This window comes from Burkholderia seminalis DSM 23518, assembly GCF_902832885.1.
Classification (GTDB): Bacteria; Pseudomonadota; Gammaproteobacteria; order Burkholderiales; family Burkholderiaceae; genus Burkholderia; species Burkholderia seminalis.
The window spans coordinates 78298-93699 of record NZ_CADFDK010000002.1 but is presented as its reverse complement, the minus strand read 5'-3'; the positions used below and the strand labels follow the sequence as shown (position 1 = coordinate 93699).

13 protein-coding genes and 1 pseudogene are annotated in these 15402 nt (G+C 61.6%); 3 read left to right on the top strand and 11 right to left on the bottom strand.

Annotated elements, in window-relative coordinates:
• Positions 1 to 17: 17 nt before the first annotated feature.
• Both HWX00_RS06860 and HWX00_RS06855 read right to left on the bottom strand, forming a co-directional pair.
• Positions 18 to 317 (bottom strand): hypothetical protein, encoded by a 300-nt coding sequence (locus HWX00_RS06860; RefSeq protein WP_059556351.1) that lies wholly within the window; start codon positions 315 to 317, stop codon positions 18 to 20.
• Complete coding sequence (locus HWX00_RS06855; protein WP_175027212.1) at positions 317 to 799, bottom strand: hypothetical protein; 483 nt, start codon at positions 797 to 799, stop codon at positions 317 to 319. Before HWX00_RS06855 ends, HWX00_RS06860 begins: the two co-directional genes overlap by 1 nt.
• Between HWX00_RS06855 and HWX00_RS06850 the strand changes: the two genes are divergently transcribed.
• A complete protein-coding gene (locus tag HWX00_RS06850) occupies positions 756 to 2360 on the top strand; it encodes an EAL domain-containing protein (RefSeq protein ID WP_175027242.1) in 1605 nt (534 codons plus the stop codon). The genes HWX00_RS06855 and HWX00_RS06850 overlap by 44 nt on opposite strands.
• A 31-nt stretch (positions 2361 to 2391) precedes the next feature.
• Here the strand turns inward: HWX00_RS06850 and HWX00_RS06845 are convergent, their stop codons facing one another.
• From HWX00_RS06845 to kduI, 4 genes are all read right to left on the bottom strand, one after another.
• Positions 2392 to 2769, bottom strand: coding sequence for an SH3 domain-containing protein (locus tag HWX00_RS06845; RefSeq protein ID WP_167361892.1), 378 nt, complete (start codon positions 2767 to 2769; stop codon positions 2392 to 2394).
• 83 nt (positions 2770 to 2852) lie between these two features.
• Entirely contained in the window at positions 2853 to 3734 is an 882-nt protein-coding gene (gene kdgR / locus HWX00_RS06840; protein ID WP_175027241.1) for a DNA-binding transcriptional regulator KdgR, read from the bottom strand.
• A 58-nt stretch (positions 3735 to 3792) separates the two neighbouring features.
• Positions 3793 to 4599 carry a 2-dehydro-3-deoxy-D-gluconate 5-dehydrogenase KduD gene (gene kduD, locus HWX00_RS06835; RefSeq protein WP_069705921.1) on the bottom strand — a complete coding sequence of 269 codons (807 nt, stop codon included), beginning with the start codon at positions 4597 to 4599 and terminating at the stop codon, positions 3793 to 3795.
• Between the two features lie 4 nt (positions 4600 to 4603).
• Positions 4604 to 5440, bottom strand: coding sequence for a 5-dehydro-4-deoxy-D-glucuronate isomerase (gene kduI, locus HWX00_RS06830; protein ID WP_034189679.1), 837 nt, complete (start codon positions 5438 to 5440; stop codon positions 4604 to 4606).
• 280 nt (positions 5441 to 5720) lie between these two features.
• On the opposite strand from kduI, the gene kdgT reads away from it, so the two are divergent.
• Entirely contained in the window at positions 5721 to 6740 is a 1020-nt protein-coding gene (gene kdgT / locus HWX00_RS06825; protein ID WP_034189680.1) for a 2-keto-3-deoxygluconate transporter, read from the top strand.
• A gap of 165 nt (positions 6741 to 6905) precedes the next feature.
• On the opposite strand, the gene HWX00_RS06820 is transcribed toward kdgT, so the two are convergent.
• Positions 6906 to 7280, bottom strand: coding sequence for a nuclear transport factor 2 family protein (locus HWX00_RS06820; protein WP_034189681.1), 375 nt, complete (start codon positions 7278 to 7280; stop codon positions 6906 to 6908).
• Positions 7281 to 7382: 102 nt separating this feature from the next.
• Here HWX00_RS06820 and HWX00_RS06815 point away from each other — a divergent pair, with 102 nt between their 5' ends.
• Complete coding sequence (locus HWX00_RS06815; RefSeq protein WP_175027240.1) at positions 7383 to 8363, top strand: LysR family transcriptional regulator; 981 nt, start codon at positions 7383 to 7385, stop codon at positions 8361 to 8363.
• 152 nt (positions 8364 to 8515) lie between these two features.
• Here the strand turns inward: HWX00_RS06815 and HWX00_RS36715 are convergent, their stop codons facing one another.
• The 4 genes and pseudogenes from HWX00_RS36715 to HWX00_RS06800 form a co-directional block, all read right to left on the bottom strand.
• Entirely contained in the window at positions 8516 to 8704 is a 189-nt protein-coding gene (locus HWX00_RS36715) for a DUF6396 domain-containing protein (protein WP_083286564.1), read from the bottom strand.
• Positions 8705 to 8962: 258 nt separating this feature from the next.
• Positions 8963 to 10273 carry an SEL1-like repeat protein gene (locus tag HWX00_RS06810; protein WP_175027239.1) on the bottom strand — a complete coding sequence of 437 codons (1311 nt, stop codon included), beginning with the start codon at positions 10271 to 10273 and terminating at the stop codon, positions 8963 to 8965.
• 3 nt (positions 10274 to 10276) lie between these two features.
• Positions 10277 to 12292 (bottom strand): phospholipase D-like domain-containing protein, encoded by a 2016-nt coding sequence (locus tag HWX00_RS06805; protein WP_034189684.1) that lies wholly within the window; start codon positions 12290 to 12292, stop codon positions 10277 to 10279.
• A gap of 3 nt (positions 12293 to 12295) precedes the next feature.
• Positions 12296 to 15143: pseudogene (locus tag HWX00_RS06800) on the bottom strand (type VI secretion system Vgr family protein).
• Positions 15144 to 15402: the final 259 nt, after the last annotated feature.

Sequence of the window (15402 nt, the reverse complement as noted above, 5' to 3'; positions counted from 1 at the left end):
CGCCGCGCCGGCGCCGCTCATTCCGCGTCAGGCCGCGACAGCACCTCCACGAACGTGCTGACGATGCCCGCCCACATCGCGGGGTCGGCGATACGCGCCAGCCATCCCCGCAATTCCTTTCGTTCTCCTTTCGACAGTACCCCGTGCGCGCCGCAGATGGTGTCGTAGCGCGGCGTACCGCGCGACGCGAGTGCGCGATCGAGCAGATAGTTGCGGACCTGTCCGTCGATCGAAATCTGGATCCACAGCGAGCCGCCATCCGCGGCGGCAGCGCCATCGGTCACCATGACCGTCGTAGGAGCGGTATCTTCTTCCATCATTGCGAAACTCCGGCATGACGCGCGAACAGCCCCCCGCGCGCTCGCGGCGACCCGCCTAAAACGGTATGTCGCGGCAATGTTTCTTTTTTAGACGCAATCACAAAACTGCACCAATTTTTAATCAATAATATTTCGTAATAGCGCGCCACATCATATACTTGCCGCGCACCATCCTCGTGCCAAGAGACGGTGTCTTTCGACCCGGCCGCATGACCATGCGGCCGGGGGTTTTTTCGGTGTGCTACGTCAATATGGATGCGCAAAATGCACTCGTCAGAGACGTGAGCCGTCGGACCGAATGGCCGATCGCGACGGGCCTGCCGCCGCTGCCCAGCGCGATCGTCGCGCCGGTTCGCATCGCGATGCCGATACGCGAACCGGATCGCCCGGACCAGGCATGACGCATGCGCACCGACCGGTTCGACATGCCTCTCCATGCGTACAACATCAAGGGCAACCGCGGGAATGTCGGCGCTCATACCAGGCTCGAAGTCCGTTTTCCAGCGTAGCGGTACATGGCCGCGGGCGGTCTTTTTCGTCGCGGTAATCGTTTGCGTGCTCGTGCCCGCCTGCGCAATCGTACTGGCCGATCGCTACGCACGCGATGCCGTCACCACGCAGGAACGCGTCGTCGCGAACGACATCGTGGCGACGGTGAACCGCATCCTCGACGGCGTCCGCCTGCGACATGCGGACGAGCTGACCGCGCTCGTCGGACGCCCTTGCGCGTCGGTATTCCGGACGCTGGCCGAAGTGGGCACTCGCCTGCGCTACCTGCGCGCCGTCGCGCTGGTGAACGACGGCCGCGTCATGTGCTCGTCGGCGCTCGGTGCGATCGACCTGCCGCTCGACGCATACTCGCGCGAGCCCGAACCGGGCGCGACGATCGTCACGCTGCTGCGCCAGACGCCGTTTCAGCGCGGCATTCCGGTGCTGGCCGTGTATCGCGCCACCGCGCGTGGCGCGGGTGTCCTGTACCTGATCGAAGGCGACTACGTGGTCGATGCACTCGCGCCGAGCGCCCGCAGCGGGACGGAATCCGCCACGCTGTCGATCGCCGGATCGGGCCGTCTCGACCAGCAAGGCAAGTTCGCGCCGGAATCGGACCACGCTCCCGCCGGCGGCACCACGATCGCGTCGCAACGCTGGCCCTTCACGGTGTCGGTCGCCGCATCGGCTCAGTACGCCTCGCACGTCCAGGGCCACTACCGGTTGATCGGCATGACGATCGTGCTGTTGGCCGACGGTCTCGTGATGGCCGCCTACCTGCTGGCGATGGCGCCGCGGCGGCTGTTGCTGAAGGCCGTTCGCCATGCGCTCAGGCGCAACGAGTTTCACGTCGTGTACCAGCCGATCGTCGACGTGCAGACGCGCCGGACGGTCGGTGTCGAGGCGCTGCTGCGCTGGCAGCATCCGAAGTGGGGAGTCATCAGCCCGGCCGTGTTCATCCCGCAGGTGGAAGCGAGCACGGTACTGCCGAAGGTGACCGAATTCGTGCTGCGGACGGCCGTGTCGGAACTGACCGCGCTGACGCCGTCCGCGCCGCTGCGCGTCGCGGTGAACATCGCGCCGAAGGATCTCGAGCGCGCACGCTTCGTATCCGTCGTCGAGGAAGCGATCCGCGCGCTGCCGCCGGGCTTCACGCTGGTGCTCGAGGTCACCGAACGCATCCTGCTCGAGAAGAACGCGCGGACCACCGAGGTCTTCAACGCGCTCCGGTCGAAAGGCGCGAAGTTCGCGATCGACGATTTCGGCACGCATCACAGCAATCTCGATGTGCTGTCGCGTTTTCCGTTCGACTACGTGAAGATCGATCGCCAGTTCGTCGCCCAGCTGAACGACGGCGGCGCAGGGCTGATCGAGGGGATCGCGGCCGTCGCGCACCACTACGACCTGAAGATCATCGCGGAAGGCGTGGAGACGGAAACGCAGCATCGCGCGCTGCATGCGATCGGGATTCAGTATGCGCAGGGCTATCTGTATCGGCGGCCGCAGCGCGCGGAGAACCTGAAACGCGATTTCGCTTGGGTGTCATCGTAGCGGCACCGGGCCCGACACGCACCGCCGGCGGTTACTGTGCGCCGTATTGACCGCCGAGACGTACGCGGCCCAGTTCGACCCAGCCTTCGAAGTCGTCGCCGGTCTTGCCGTTCACGTACATGATGTTGTACCAGCGCCCGTGCGACTTGTAGACGGTCACCGAATCGCCCGGGACGATGAAGGTTCGCTTCGTCATGCACTGCGCGTCGGGTGCCGAGTAGAAATATGCGCGCCCGGCGCCGATGACCGTGCCGGACGCCGGCGGCCGGAAGTTGTCGTCCGGGCCGCTCGTGGCCGCATCGAGCTTCCCGCAATCCACCGCGCTTTTTGCCTGCGCGCCGTTCGCGACGAGGCTCGCGCCGATCGCCAGCAGCGCGATGCACGTGCGCATCCACATGTTCATTCGCATGGTTCGTCCTTCAGGTCGTCGTGTTCGGGGTTCGCCGGCGCGCGACCGGCGCGGCACCGATTGTAGCGCCGCCCGCGGCGTGTTCAGTCGTGCACGACCGCGGCCGCCTCGACGGCCGCCGCTTGCGGGCGATGCCCGAGCCGCGCGGAAATCGCCTGCCCGGCTTCCTTCAGCAGTGCGACATAATGCGCTTTCGTGTCCGCGCCGCAACGCATCGTCGGGAACGACAGCGACAACCCCGCGATCACGCGATCGAAACGGTCGAACACGGGTACCGCGAGACACAGCAGGCCGTCTTCCTGCTCTTCGTTGTCCTCGCCGTAGCCCTGCTGCCGCACGTGCGGCAGGATGCTCATCACCGCATCCGCCGACGCGAGCGTCTTCGCGGTCGACTTCCTGAACTCGATGCCGGCCAGCACCGCGCGCGCTTCGTCGGGCGTCATCCAGGCGAGCAGCACCTTGCCGATCGCCGTGCTGTACAACGGATTGCGCCGGCCGATCCGCGACTGCATGCGCAGCCCGTAATCGGCGTCGATCTTGTGGATGTAGATGATCGCGTCCTCGTCGAATGCACCGAGGTGCACGGCTTCGCGCGTCAGCTGCCCGATGCGGCGCATCTCGAGATCGGCCTCGCGCACGAGGTCCACGCTGTCCAGTGCCTTGCTGCCCAACTCGAACAGCCGGATCGTCAGGCGGTAGCGGTCGGTCTCGCCTGCCTGCGCGACGTAGCCGAGCGTCTTCAGCGTCTGCAGGAAGCGATGCACCGTGGTCTTCGACATGCCGAGATGCTGCGACAACTCGCTGATGCCGATCTCGCGGCGATCGCCGAGCGCGGCGAGGATCGTGAAGACCTTGCCGACGGCCGCGACCGAATCGGCCTTTTCGGCGGCACCGGCCGCCGACGGGTCGGCTTCGGCGCCGAGGTTCGCCTGATCGCCTTTGCGCTGCCTGGGCGTTGCTGTCATGTCCGTGAATCCGTGAGTGCGAATCGGGAGAGCATAACGCGTCCGCCGCGAAGCGCGATCAGCGCGCGAGCCACCCGCCGTCGACGGCGAGCGTGTGGCCGTGCACGTAGTCCGACGCAGGCGACGCAAGAAACACGGCCGCGCCCGCGAGGTCGTCGGGCACGCCCCAGCGGCCGGCCGGGATGCGTCCGAGGATTTCGTCGCTACGCCGGCTGTCCTCGCGCAGTTGCGCGGTGTTGTCGGTCTCCATGTAGCCGGGCGCGATCGCGTTCACGTTGATCCCGCGCGCGGCCCATTCGTTCGCGAGCAGGCGCGTGAGCCCCAGCACGCCGCTTTTCGACGCGGTGTACGACGGTACGCGGATGCCGCCCTGGAACGACAGCATCGACGCGACGTTCACGATCTTGCCGCCGCGCCGCTGCCTCACCATCTGCCGCGCGACGGCCTGCGACAGGAAGAACACGCTCTTCAGGTTCACGTCGATCACGGCGTCCCAGTCGGCTTCGGTGAATTCGAGCGCATCGCAGCGGCGGATCATGCCCGCGTTGTTGACGAGGATGTCGACGCGACCGAACGCATCGACCGCGCCGCCGACGATCCGCTCGACCGGTTCGAGCGTCGACAGGTCGGCGCGCACGTCGGCGAAACGCCGGCCGGCCGCCTCGACGCGCGCCGAGGTCTCGGCCGGGGCCGAACGGTTCGCGCCGACGATGTCGCACCCGGCCGACGCGAGCGCGACGGCCATCGCGGCGCCGAGCCCCGTATTGCAGCCGGTGACGATCGCAACCTTGCCGGTCAGGTCGAACAGGCCGGCGAGCGCGGGGCGCGCGTCGACGGCGGGAAGATCGGGCGTATCGCGTTTCATGGTGTCAGCGCAGGTCCGCAACGGCGATGTGATCCATGTCCTTGAACACCTGGTTCTCGCCGACCATGCCCCAGATGAACGTGTACGCCTTCGTGCCGACGCCCGAATGGATCGACCAGCTCGGCGAGATCACCGCCTGCTCGTTGTGCACGACGACGTGACGCGTTTCCCGCGGCTCGCCGAGCAGGTGGAACACGGCCGCATCGTCGGCGAGGTTGAAGTAGAAATACACCTCCATCCGGCGCTCGTGCGTATGGCACGGCATCGTGTTCCACAGGCTGCCGGGCTCGAGTTTCGTCATCCCCATCGACAGCTGGCAGGTGGGCAGCACGTCGGGCACGATGAACTTGTAGATCGTGCGGCGGTTGCTCGTGGCCGCATCGCCGAGCGTTTCGGGCGACGCCTGCGCGAGCGTGATCGTGCGTGTCGGCCAGGCCGTGTGCGCGGGCGCGCAGTTCAGGTAGAACTTCGCGGGACGCGTGCGATCGTCGCTGCCGAACACGACGCCCTGCCCGCCTTGCCCGATGTAGATCGCCTCCTCGGTGCCGACCGCATGGCGCTGCCCGTCGACCTCGACCCAGCCGGGGCCGCCGATGTTGATCGCCCCCAGTTCGCGACGCGCCAGCAGATGGCTCACGCCCATCGCTGCGCCGAGCGATGCGGGCACCTCGACCGGCCGCGTGGCCGGCCACGCGCCGCCGACGATGATCCGGTCGATGTGGCTGTAGGTGAGCGACAACGCGTCCGGAGCGAACACGTTCTCCACCAGGAAATGCCGGCGCAGACCGGCCGTATCGAGCGTCTTCGCGTGTTCGCCGTGTATGCCCTGTCGCACTTCCATGCCGGCTCTCCGTTGGGGAAGAAGACGCCGCCGACGCGCGTGCCGGCGGTGGTCATACGATGAATTGAAGCACAGATTCCGCAAATTCGGAACGTCGATCCGAAAATAGCCCGCCGTACAGCGATAGCGCAATTCCCTTTTTTATCAGCTATTTATAGTGATACGGGTATACGATTACCATTCCAAACAATAAAAACGGACCGACGTTCCGAATCATGTCCTATAGTCAGTCAGCAGACATCATTCGACAACGGGACGCATCGACGTCCACGGAGGAGACGTGAAGCTGAAACAGGCCATCGACCGCATACCGGGCGGGCTCATGCTGGTCCCGATGCTGCTCGGCGCGTGCGTGCACACGTTCGCGCCGAACGCCGGGAAGTACTTCGGCTCGTTCACCAACGGCCTGATCGCGGGCACGGTGCCGATCCTCGCCGTCTGGTTCTTCTGCATGGGCGCGACGATCAACCTGCGCGCGACGGGCGTCGTGCTGCGCAAATCGGGCACGCTGCTCGCGACCAAGATCGTGGTCGCGTGGCTGGCGACCCTGATCGCCGCACGGTTCATCCCCGACGACGGCATCCGCACGGGCCTCTTCGCGGGCCTGTCGCTGCTCGCGATCACGACGTCGATGGACATGACCAACGGCGGCCTCTATGCGGCCGTGATGCAGCAGTACGGCAGCAAGGAAGAAGCCGGTGCGTTCGTGCTGATGTCGATCGAATCGGGGCCGCTCGTCAGCATGCTGATCCTCGGCGCGGCGGGCGTCGCGGTGTTCGAGACGCGGCTCTTCGTCGGCGCGGTGCTGCCGTTCCTGATCGGCTTCACGCTCGGCAACCTCGATGAAGACCTGCGCGAGCTGTTCGGGCGCTGCGTGCATCCGCTGATCCCGTTCTTCGGCTTTGCGCTCGGCAACGGCATCGATCTCAACGTGATCGCGAAGAGCGGGCTGCCGGGCATCGCGCTCGGGCTCGCGGTGATCGTCGTGACGGGCGTGCCGCTGATTCTCGCGGACAAGTTCGTGGGCGGCGGCAACGGGACAGCCGGGCTCGCCGCGTCGTCGACGGCGGGCGCCGCCGTGGCGAACCCGGCGATCATCGGCGAGATGATTCCGAAGTTCAAGCCGATGGTGCCGGCCGCGACGGCGATCGTCGCGACGGCTTGCCTCGTGACGGCGATTCTCGTGCCGATCCTGACGGCGATGTGGGCGAAGCGGGCGGCCAGGATGTCAGGCATGCCGATCATCGTTGCGGCGCGGGCCGGGCATGGCGCGCCGATCGAACATGAAGGGCATGTTTGAGAGGGAAGGTTCGAGCCCGCCTTTCAGGTTCCGGCTGCGGGTCGATCCATGTTCGATGACATGAAAACCCCGGGAAATCGACGCGTTTCCCGGGGTTTTGTTCGTTGGTGTCGGCGCGCGCTCCGGACCCGGACGCGCGTCAGCCGCGCGGCGCTACGCCACGTTTCAGTCGAACGTATGCACGATGGCGGACGCCTTGGTGGCGATCAGCCAACTGCCATCCACCTTGTGCATGACGAAGTGATCGTTGAACAGCCGGCTTCCGATCCGCACCCGCACCGTGGCCGTCGAAAGGCCGTCCGAGACGTGCGCCATGGAGAGGATCGCGTCGTCTCGGGGTGCGCCGCTTGACCGGGGGCTCGGCCTCCCGTTGACGAGCGCCTCGTACTCCGACGACGACAGCGTGCGCAGCCGGCCTTCGTCCAGCCACTGAATCAGGCAACTCGGGTGAAAGACCTTGTTGAAGTCACGGCTCTTCGGCTCGTAAGCCAGATTGAAGTAATCCTCGATCAACGCGACGACGGCTTGGGTCTGGGTCATGACTGGCTTTCCTCGAGAGTGAACGGCTCGTATAGTGAGCGATCGTCCTCGCCTCGGCTACGGCGGCCCGGTTATCGCTGCCATTACAGGAACTCATGGATCATGGAAGACCTCGACGGAGGACTTGTCGGCGGCTTGCTCGTGCTTGCGGCCATCGCCGAATCCGGGAGCTTTGGCCGTGCGGCATCCCGTCTGGGCAGGACTCAGCCGGCGGTCAGTCGCGCCATTCAGCGACTGGAAGACCGCCTGCACGCGAAGCTCGTGCATCGCACCAGCCGGCACGTCGAAGTGACGGACGCTGGCCACGCGCTGTTGTCGAAAGTGCGGCCGTTGCTCCAGGGAATCGAAGAGGCGACCGCCGAAGCCGCCGGCCAGACCTCGGTCGTCAACGGAACGCTCCGTGTGGCGTGCGACGTGGCGTTCGCTCGACTTGTGCTGGCGCCGGAGCTGGCCGAGTTCATGAAGGATTACCCGGCGCTTCATGTGAAGCTGGAAACCCGGAACGACCTGTCGGATCTGGTAAGCGACGGTTTCGATCTCGCGATACGATTCGGGCCGCCGTCCGTTTCCACGTTGGTCTGTCGCAGGCTGTACAGCCCGCGGGTCCTGACGGTGGCCGCGCCGTCCTACCTGGCGCAACGCGGCCGGCCGAGGTCGCCGCAGGATCTGGTCGATGACGGCCATGAATGCATCCTGGCCATCGATCCGGCTACCGGTCGGCCCTTCGACTGGGAATTCTGGCGCGACAACGAGAAAGTGAAAGTGGCTGTCAACGGGAATCTGACCGTCACGGATGCGGGAACCAAAATCGGCGCGTGCGTTGCAGGCTTCGGGATCGCCCAGCTGATCGACCTCGGAATCGACGCGCACCTGCGTGCCGGCACGCTGGAGCCGATCCTGACGGACTGGAGCGACGAGACGTTCCCGCTTTATGTCTATTACCCCAGCCGGAGTCACGTTCCGGCCAAGGTACGAGCGTTCATCGACTTTGTCGTCGGCATGATGCCCGGGCTGCAGTCGAAGGGCCATGGCGCTGGCGAGCGGCCGTCATCGGCCGTGCTCGAAACGCTGCATCGCGCATAGTTTTCCGGCGTTCATGCCGAGGGTGCCGGCCGCGACAGTATGGTATGCCTTGGGGTGGCGATGTGGGCAGCCAGTGTCAGGGGTACCGTCCGCACCCGCGTTCGGCTTCTACAGCGAAGGCATTCCCCGAGGCGCTTCGACAGTGTCGCGGCTCACGGTAGTGTAGAACACGTGGAACCACACCCAATGGGTGGCAATCCCGTCGCGGGATCGAGATGCTTGGTTTTCGCTATCTTGCCGATGCGTTCGTCCGAGGGCTTCTGCGGCGGCGTCCGCCGCGCATTGAAACATTTGACGAGCAATATCCCGCGCGGCGTCAGCGGGTCGAGCAAGTTTGCCATGTAATACTGCGTGTCGGCATTCCCCAGATCCGCAGCGTTTTGAATATACCGACGCGCCGCATCTTCATCATGCTGAAGGCGAGATTCGGCCGTACGTCACTTACATCAGGCAACGGACTGAGAGCGTTTTCGCTCTTCGATCAAGTCGCCAGCAGGCACGAAGCAGAACTATAGAAGCTCTACGCATGACTAATGGAGCCCACTTCGTGGCCGAATTCGAGCGAGAGATTGGCCACGCGGAGTTGCTGAATAAGTCGATCAAGTCTGATCAAGATACGCAATGAGTTCCCATGCCACTTGTTCGACGTGCTGGCGTGTACCCATCATACTGTCGAGCACTGCCAGCTTTCTCGGCTCATGCACAACGACAGACGGCAACGCATCGCCCTTGAGAAACCGGCGCTGCGTATCACCAATCTGGCCGGTCGCGAGTTTCGCGCACCAAACGCCGTCCTCCGGGCAGGATTGACCGGTGTGAGCGATCGTGCCCAACGGCAGGCGGGACGCGACGCTTTCCGGTTGCTCGGTCTGTGACGTCTTGTCTACCGCTCCCTGAACTGGCAACCCCGTCGCAGGATCGAGATGCTTGGCTTTCGCCATCTCGTTGATGAAATCATCCGAAGGCTTCGGCGGCGGCGCGGCTGCATCTTGCTCCTTTTGCCACTGGAATGTCCCATCCCACGCCGGGAGCTTCGCTGGAGGCAACGGAACAATCTTGTCGAGGTCGGGAACCTTGGGATTGCGGCTCTCGTTACTATCAAGAAATTTTCCGATCAAACGATAACGACGCGAGCGCTCTGGATCATGCGCGAGCGCCAGGTACGAAAGACGATTTGATGTCTCTGGACCATTGAATCCATCTTCGAGAGCCAACGCAGCCTGGGCATTCCCTGCCTTTACACCTTGTTGAAAAAATGAAACAGCATCCGAATATTTTGAATCGTTTTTTAAATTGATCCCCAAATAATTGGCGGCGTCTCCGTATCCTTGATCGGCAGCACATTGTCTCATTTGAAGCGCAACCTCGGGAGCTCGATCATGTGGCGCCAGTTGCTCTGCAACATATGTTTGCGCCTCAGGACTTCCCATGTCGGCAGCCTTCCTGAAATACTGTAAAGCCATCTCGGTGTCTTGTTTCAAGCCGTATCCAATTTCGAGATAGTGCCCGATATCATAATAACCACCAGGAACTCCATCTTCGATTAGCTTTTTTGCTAGCTCAATGGTTTCCTTTGCTCCATCGGGGGAGTTGGCTAGCCCTTGAGAAATCAGCTTCTGTGCATTGGTGTTGGCTTTGTAGTGACCATACGCCGAAGCGACTCGATAGTATCGGACGATTTCATTGAAATCCTTAGGACCATCAAGCTTCTGCAAATACCGACCATACTGAAACAATTGATCTGCCCGCGGATCCAGCGGCGGAAGGTGCTCACTCTCGTGCACGCAAGTGAATGCGAGATTGGCCCGCACAGCCGACATATCGGGTAAATTTGATTCCACAGAGTCTTCCTTATGGGTGCATGCACAGCCCAGCAACACGATTGCATAAATTACAAGCGACTTTCTCATTTTTCAGTCTTTGTAGGTGCGTTCGTTTGACGTGCGCATGAAACGAACGATCGAAGCGATGGGTGATTGCTTGCCTCCACCTTGAAGGTCGGCATTGTTGTTGAGGATAATCTCCCACTTATTGAAAGCTTGCCCAGAATCGTCCTGCGCCCCCACCTTATTTGTATGCAGACTCCACAGCTGCTGCCGTAACCTCTTGGTCACGTCACCATTCTCATGACAGATGTTGAGTTCGCTATCTGCCTCCATGCTACGTGTGTTGATGTTCGCCGACCCGAGCGTCATGAACACGTCATCGATCGTCATCAATTTTGCATGAACGTAGACGGGCACCCAGTTGCCTGGCGGAGAATCCGGAGCCACGAGCGTACAGACATGAACCTTGAGGCCATCGTATTCCTTGTTCAAGACCGGCTGGGGCACGCTCTTCATGTTCGATGCTATCGATTCTCGCTGCTGTTTCAACTGCTCGATTCTCGCCTTCGCATCGGCAACCCGCTTTGCCGAGTCAGGCGAGTCGACAATGCCTTGCACTTCAAGAGCCCCAAGTAACGCTTGGTTTGCCTGCGACTGCTGATCCGCAACCGCTGCCATCTGATCCTTCAGAGCAGTCTGGCGAGCATCCTCTTGCTCCAACGTCGCGACACCCGGAATGCTCTGCGCCTTTCCCAACGCGTTCAGCATCCGGTAAGTATTGACGGTCCCGGTTCCGACTGCCTCGTCACCGGAATTCGTGATGGCAAACAGATACAGCGGGCCATGCTCGGTGACGTTGCGCCCCCAACTGACGTGCTTGGCAGCGACCGCTTTGATTGCATTCGCAAGCGGCGGCCATCGAAAATATTGATTCTGGATAAAGATGTGTTGCGTTGCGTTGTTCACCGCTTGCAAATAAAGCTTCTCGATATCGCGCCGCCCCTTCTGGGACTGTGTACGCACGATCTGAGCCATCATCGGCGTATCACCGCCCGGAACGTATCGGACCTTGAGGCGGTCCTTAAGACCCTCCCGTGCCTTGCCCAGGCCTTGGCCGGTAGCGTCATCCCATGCCTGACAGAAGTTCGCATTCAGATGCTGCAACACCGGACCGGTCACATAGCTGGAGATGTCCTGCCACGGGCTCGGACCATTACGCCCGGTCGAAGGTGTCTCTGGCTTGTAACTGTGAGCGTCCGTATCCCAGTACTGATCGAGCATGTTGTGCCCCATCACAAAACCGACGGCATTCTCCGGGTTCTCATAATCGACAAGCACCATCTTTTGGTGGTGTGTCGGAATTCCGGCACCCATGCCAACACTGTTCATCGCCTTGGTTTGGAGGTCGCGATCCTTGTCTTTACCATGCCAGAAAGTACGCCATGCAATCTCCGCCCGATTGGAGGGACTGAAGCCACGAGTGGCGAAGTCGATATTCTTCAGCGCATGCTCTTTGTAGTACCGTGCACGCGCTTTTTCGTAGGCCAGCTTCGCCAGCGGCGACAGAGGCGACAGGGGTGATAACAGCGAAGTGCTTGTTACGTTATTCAAGTCAGCGCGCCAATACCATTCCGCGTCGAATTTTCTTTCTTCGTCAGTTTGATAGTCACGGGACAACATCGAGCTCCGACGATAGATATCGTCGGATATATGTTGCTTTAACCCGGTCACTGCGTCGTAGCCGGGCATGTTGTTCTCGCCCAATTCGGTGAGATACAACGGGTCCCGCCAACACAGCAATCGGATTTTGACGCCCTTCTGCCCCTTCTGCTCAAGCAATTCTCCGATCCGAAGCGAGTTACCTTTGCGCCTGAAATACATGGACGGCTGAAACCCCCAGCAAATGATGTCGATGGTATGCTGAGCTCCCATGAGTACATCGTAGAGCGTCCCGAACGCTTCTTCGCCGTTTACCAAGGGCCTGAATGTTGCCTGCTTCGCGGCGTATTCAGTAAATTGCAGAAACCATGGCAGCGTCGCCGTCGCGTTCGACGTATGATTCAGCGCCAGCGGCGTGGTGAAGGTATTGTTCGGCGTTGCCATGAGCTATGCGTCCGAAGAAGGATTCAGCAGATCGTTGTACTGTTGTCGGTGGACAGCCCGATCGGGAGCAACTTCGTCCTCGGGCGAACTCTCGAGGAACTGAAACCCCTGATTGGCGAGTTTCCCGTTCGCCGCATCGCGATACTCGCCCGGCACCGGAATCTCATGCCTCACCCCGTTCGCCATCTCCAGCGTGTACTTCTGCGTGGTGACCTGGTGATCGATCGGCAACTGCCCCGTCTTGTCGAATACGCCCTGTTTGACCAGCGCCCCGTCCGCATAGAGCTTGTAAGGCATGCCGACCGGAACGACACCGGTGGCAGACGGCGAAGCCATCGTATTCAGCATCAACCGACGCGTCGGCAAGTCCTTGAACGCCGGATTGGTCACGTCCATGCTCGTCGGACCACTGAACGCATGCTGCGCACCCTTCACGTCGATCTTGCCCGGCGCATGAATCTCGATATCGCCGCCTTTGAGACGGATGTACGCACCGCCGGACGTCAGCAGGATTTCCTGCTGTGCCGATGCGTGGACCTTCTCGGTAACAGATGCCAGCAATAGTGACTTCTGCGCTGTCACCTCGACGTTGTCCGCGTGAGTCTGGACCTCGATTTTCCCTTTTGCCGCAAACAGCTTCATCCCGGCATTCTGCACGAACAGGCTCAGTTTCTCCGTAATGCTGGCAACGAGTGACTTGCCGGTGGCAACGTGCGTGCTTTGCCCGCTAACGATATTGACATGCTCATCGGCTGCTACGTGTGTCGACTTCTGCGTCGACAGGCCGATGCCGGCAGGTGCCGCAACCAGGATCACGGGCAGCTTGAACGCGCCGGCATCGCCCGTCCCTCCACCCGCTGTCACCCCCCCCTCCGCCCGTCGCCCCTGATTCGTGGTGCTGCGTCGCATCGGCGAATGCCTTGAAGGTGTCGTGGCCGTCCTTCAGGCTTTCCGCCGTCGACGTCTCGCTCGCTTGCGACAGGCCGTCGAGCATATTCACCGAACCGTTCAATTGACGCGTCGCCAAGGTGGTATCAAGCGGCTGGCCGGCGACCGGGTGTGTCGTCACGAACAGCCCTCGCCCTGCCCGTAGCGCGCCATAGGCCTCCGAACTCAGATCGAAGCCCTTGCCCAGATAGCTGCCGCGCGTGTTGTCGGTCTGGTCGATCAGGTAGCCCAGGTGCAACGCCGCGTTCGAACTGCTGCTGTACAGGTGCACGCGGTTCTGGCCCGTCGAATCGTCCATCACCATCTGGTTGTAACCGCTCCCCGAGAACTCCTGGGACCGGTAACCCGACAACAGGGCATTCGAATGCCATCGTGGCTTTACGCCCCCGTTGTATACCCGATGTAGTGCAATCGGACGATCGATGTCGTTCCCGATATGGCCAATCAGCAGTTCTTCGCCCGCGCGCGGCATATGAACGCCGCCATAACCGTCGCCGGTATCGGATTGCGCGACGCGCACCCAGCACGACGCCCGCTCGTCGCCTTCGTTGTGCCGATCCCAGATGAACAGCACCTTGATCCGGTTCAGGTCGTCGGTATACGCCTGCGCCCCCTTCGGACCGGCAACGATGGCCGATTCGAGCTTTGCTTCGGGCTTTTTGTGTTCGAGGGGGCTGTGATACGGGACCGACGTGCGTTGCGCTTCGATCGCAACGCGATAGAAGCCCGCCGAGCCGTCGACATGCGACACGGTGAACAGCTTCTCGGTGTCGTCCGCATCGGCCTGCTTCACTGCCTGATAGAGACTATGCGGGTAATTCGCTTCGTGCCCGGAAAGCGGGATGTTGTTGACGATGATCCACTCGACGTCGATCACCGCGAACTCTCGATGGTCGGCCGCGTCCTGATCATGCTCGGGATGTCCGGTCAGCGTGAACCGCCGTCCCGCATCGATGCGGCGCACCCCGCCGACGCCGTCATAGCGTTTGGCCTGCGACTCCCATTCCTCCATGCGGATCTTGCTGAGATGGTCGCCACGCTCCTGTTCGGGGTACGTATAGCCGCCCGTGTATTCATACACCTCGGCCTGCGACGGGAGATCGCCCTGATTGGCCATCGTGGGAATCGAAGTCGCCTTCGGATTGGCCGGCGTGGCCGGACTCTTGTAGTCGAACGTTCGCGTCGACAACAGGACGGACTGCAGTGTCCGGGTTCCGGCCCACTGCGTAAGGGCGTTCACTTCACCATGAACGCTCGCGCGGGAAAAATCGACTGTCGGAGGCGCAAGCGGCTCGAGCGCCTGAAGACGATCGGTAATCACCAGTGTATGCGACTTTCCATCCTGAGCCTGCTTCCAGATACCGTACAAGCCCTCGGATTCGAGGAGCCGGTGCACGAAATTCCAGTCGGTTTCATCCTGGCGGCAGTAGGAGCGTGAGGGTAGCGGTTGCGATAATTCAAAGCGATACATTCCGCGCGCCTGCGGATGATCATTGAATACCTCGGTAATGATCGCGTCGACGCTTTTGTCTTGCCAGTGACGCTGGTCGCGGCGAAATTTCAGGAAATGCAGCCACGATGAAAAACTGAGCTGGTAGCAAGCGAGGCCGCCGTCCACACCGAGTTTTCTCGCGGTATGCACATAGCCGTGGTGAGGAAGATAGGTTTTGTCGGTCTGCTGGACCCACAGCGTGATCGGCTGCGAAATCAGTGTCTTGAGCTGAACATCGTTCGATGTCGACACGCAGTCGATCATGAACAGGTAATCTCGACCGATGCGGGACTGTCCGAACACCCGGTGCGGGATCAAAACGTTGCTGCCAAGCGGTGTATCGAGCTTGAGAAGCCGTTCCTGCTGGGCCAGCCCTCCCGTGATTGCCCCGATCATGCTGTGCGCATCCATAGCGCCTCTCTCAGAATTATGTTGTTCTTGATCTGTGATTCTACGAATGACGATTCTGTGACGTCAATCGGGTGGAATTCAAACAATTGAAAACCGTAATCATTAAGTCATGCATGTGAATGCATTTGGTAATATAAATCCAACGGCGAAACGCATTGACCGCAAGACCAGATTACGCCGCGATCGAATTCGCCACAGACGAATACATCACGCAGAAGCAACGCACAGTCATCATGTGTCGCTGACTGTTGCGGCCCGC

Excerpts from the sequence above, each read along its gene's own strand:
- HWX00_RS06860 (WP_059556351.1), bottom strand. The coding sequence starts at position 317 with ATGGAAGAAGATACCGCTCCTACGACGGTCATGGTGACCGATGGCGCT.
- HWX00_RS06850 (WP_175027242.1), top strand. The coding sequence starts at position 756 with ATGCGTACAACATCAAGGGCAACCGCGGGAATGTCGGCGCTCATACCA.
- HWX00_RS06855 (WP_175027212.1), bottom strand. The coding sequence starts at position 799 with ATGAGCGCCGACATTCCCGCGGTTGCCCTTGATGTTGTACGCATGGAG.
- HWX00_RS06845 (WP_167361892.1), bottom strand. The coding sequence starts at position 2,769 with ATGCGAATGAACATGTGGATGCGCACGTGCATCGCGCTGCTGGCGATC.
- kdgR (WP_175027241.1), bottom strand. The coding sequence starts at position 3,734 with ATGACAGCAACGCCCAGGCAGCGCAAAGGCGATCAGGCGAACCTCGGC.
- kduD (WP_069705921.1), bottom strand. The coding sequence starts at position 4,599 with ATGAAACGCGATACGCCCGATCTTCCCGCCGTCGACGCGCGCCCCGCG.
- kduI (WP_034189679.1), bottom strand. The coding sequence starts at position 5,440 with ATGGAAGTGCGACAGGGCATACACGGCGAACACGCGAAGACGCTCGAT.
- HWX00_RS06820 (WP_034189681.1), bottom strand. The coding sequence starts at position 7,280 with ATGACCCAGACCCAAGCCGTCGTCGCGTTGATCGAGGATTACTTCAAT.
- HWX00_RS06815 (WP_175027240.1), top strand. The coding sequence starts at position 7,383 with ATGGAAGACCTCGACGGAGGACTTGTCGGCGGCTTGCTCGTGCTTGCG.
- HWX00_RS36715 (WP_083286564.1), bottom strand. The coding sequence starts at position 8,704 with ATGGCAAACTTGCTCGACCCGCTGACGCCGCGCGGGATATTGCTCGTC.
- HWX00_RS06810 (WP_175027239.1), bottom strand. The coding sequence starts at position 10,273 with ATGAGAAAGTCGCTTGTAATTTATGCAATCGTGTTGCTGGGCTGTGCA.
- HWX00_RS06805 (WP_034189684.1), bottom strand. The coding sequence starts at position 12,292 with ATGGCAACGCCGAACAATACCTTCACCACGCCGCTGGCGCTGAATCAT.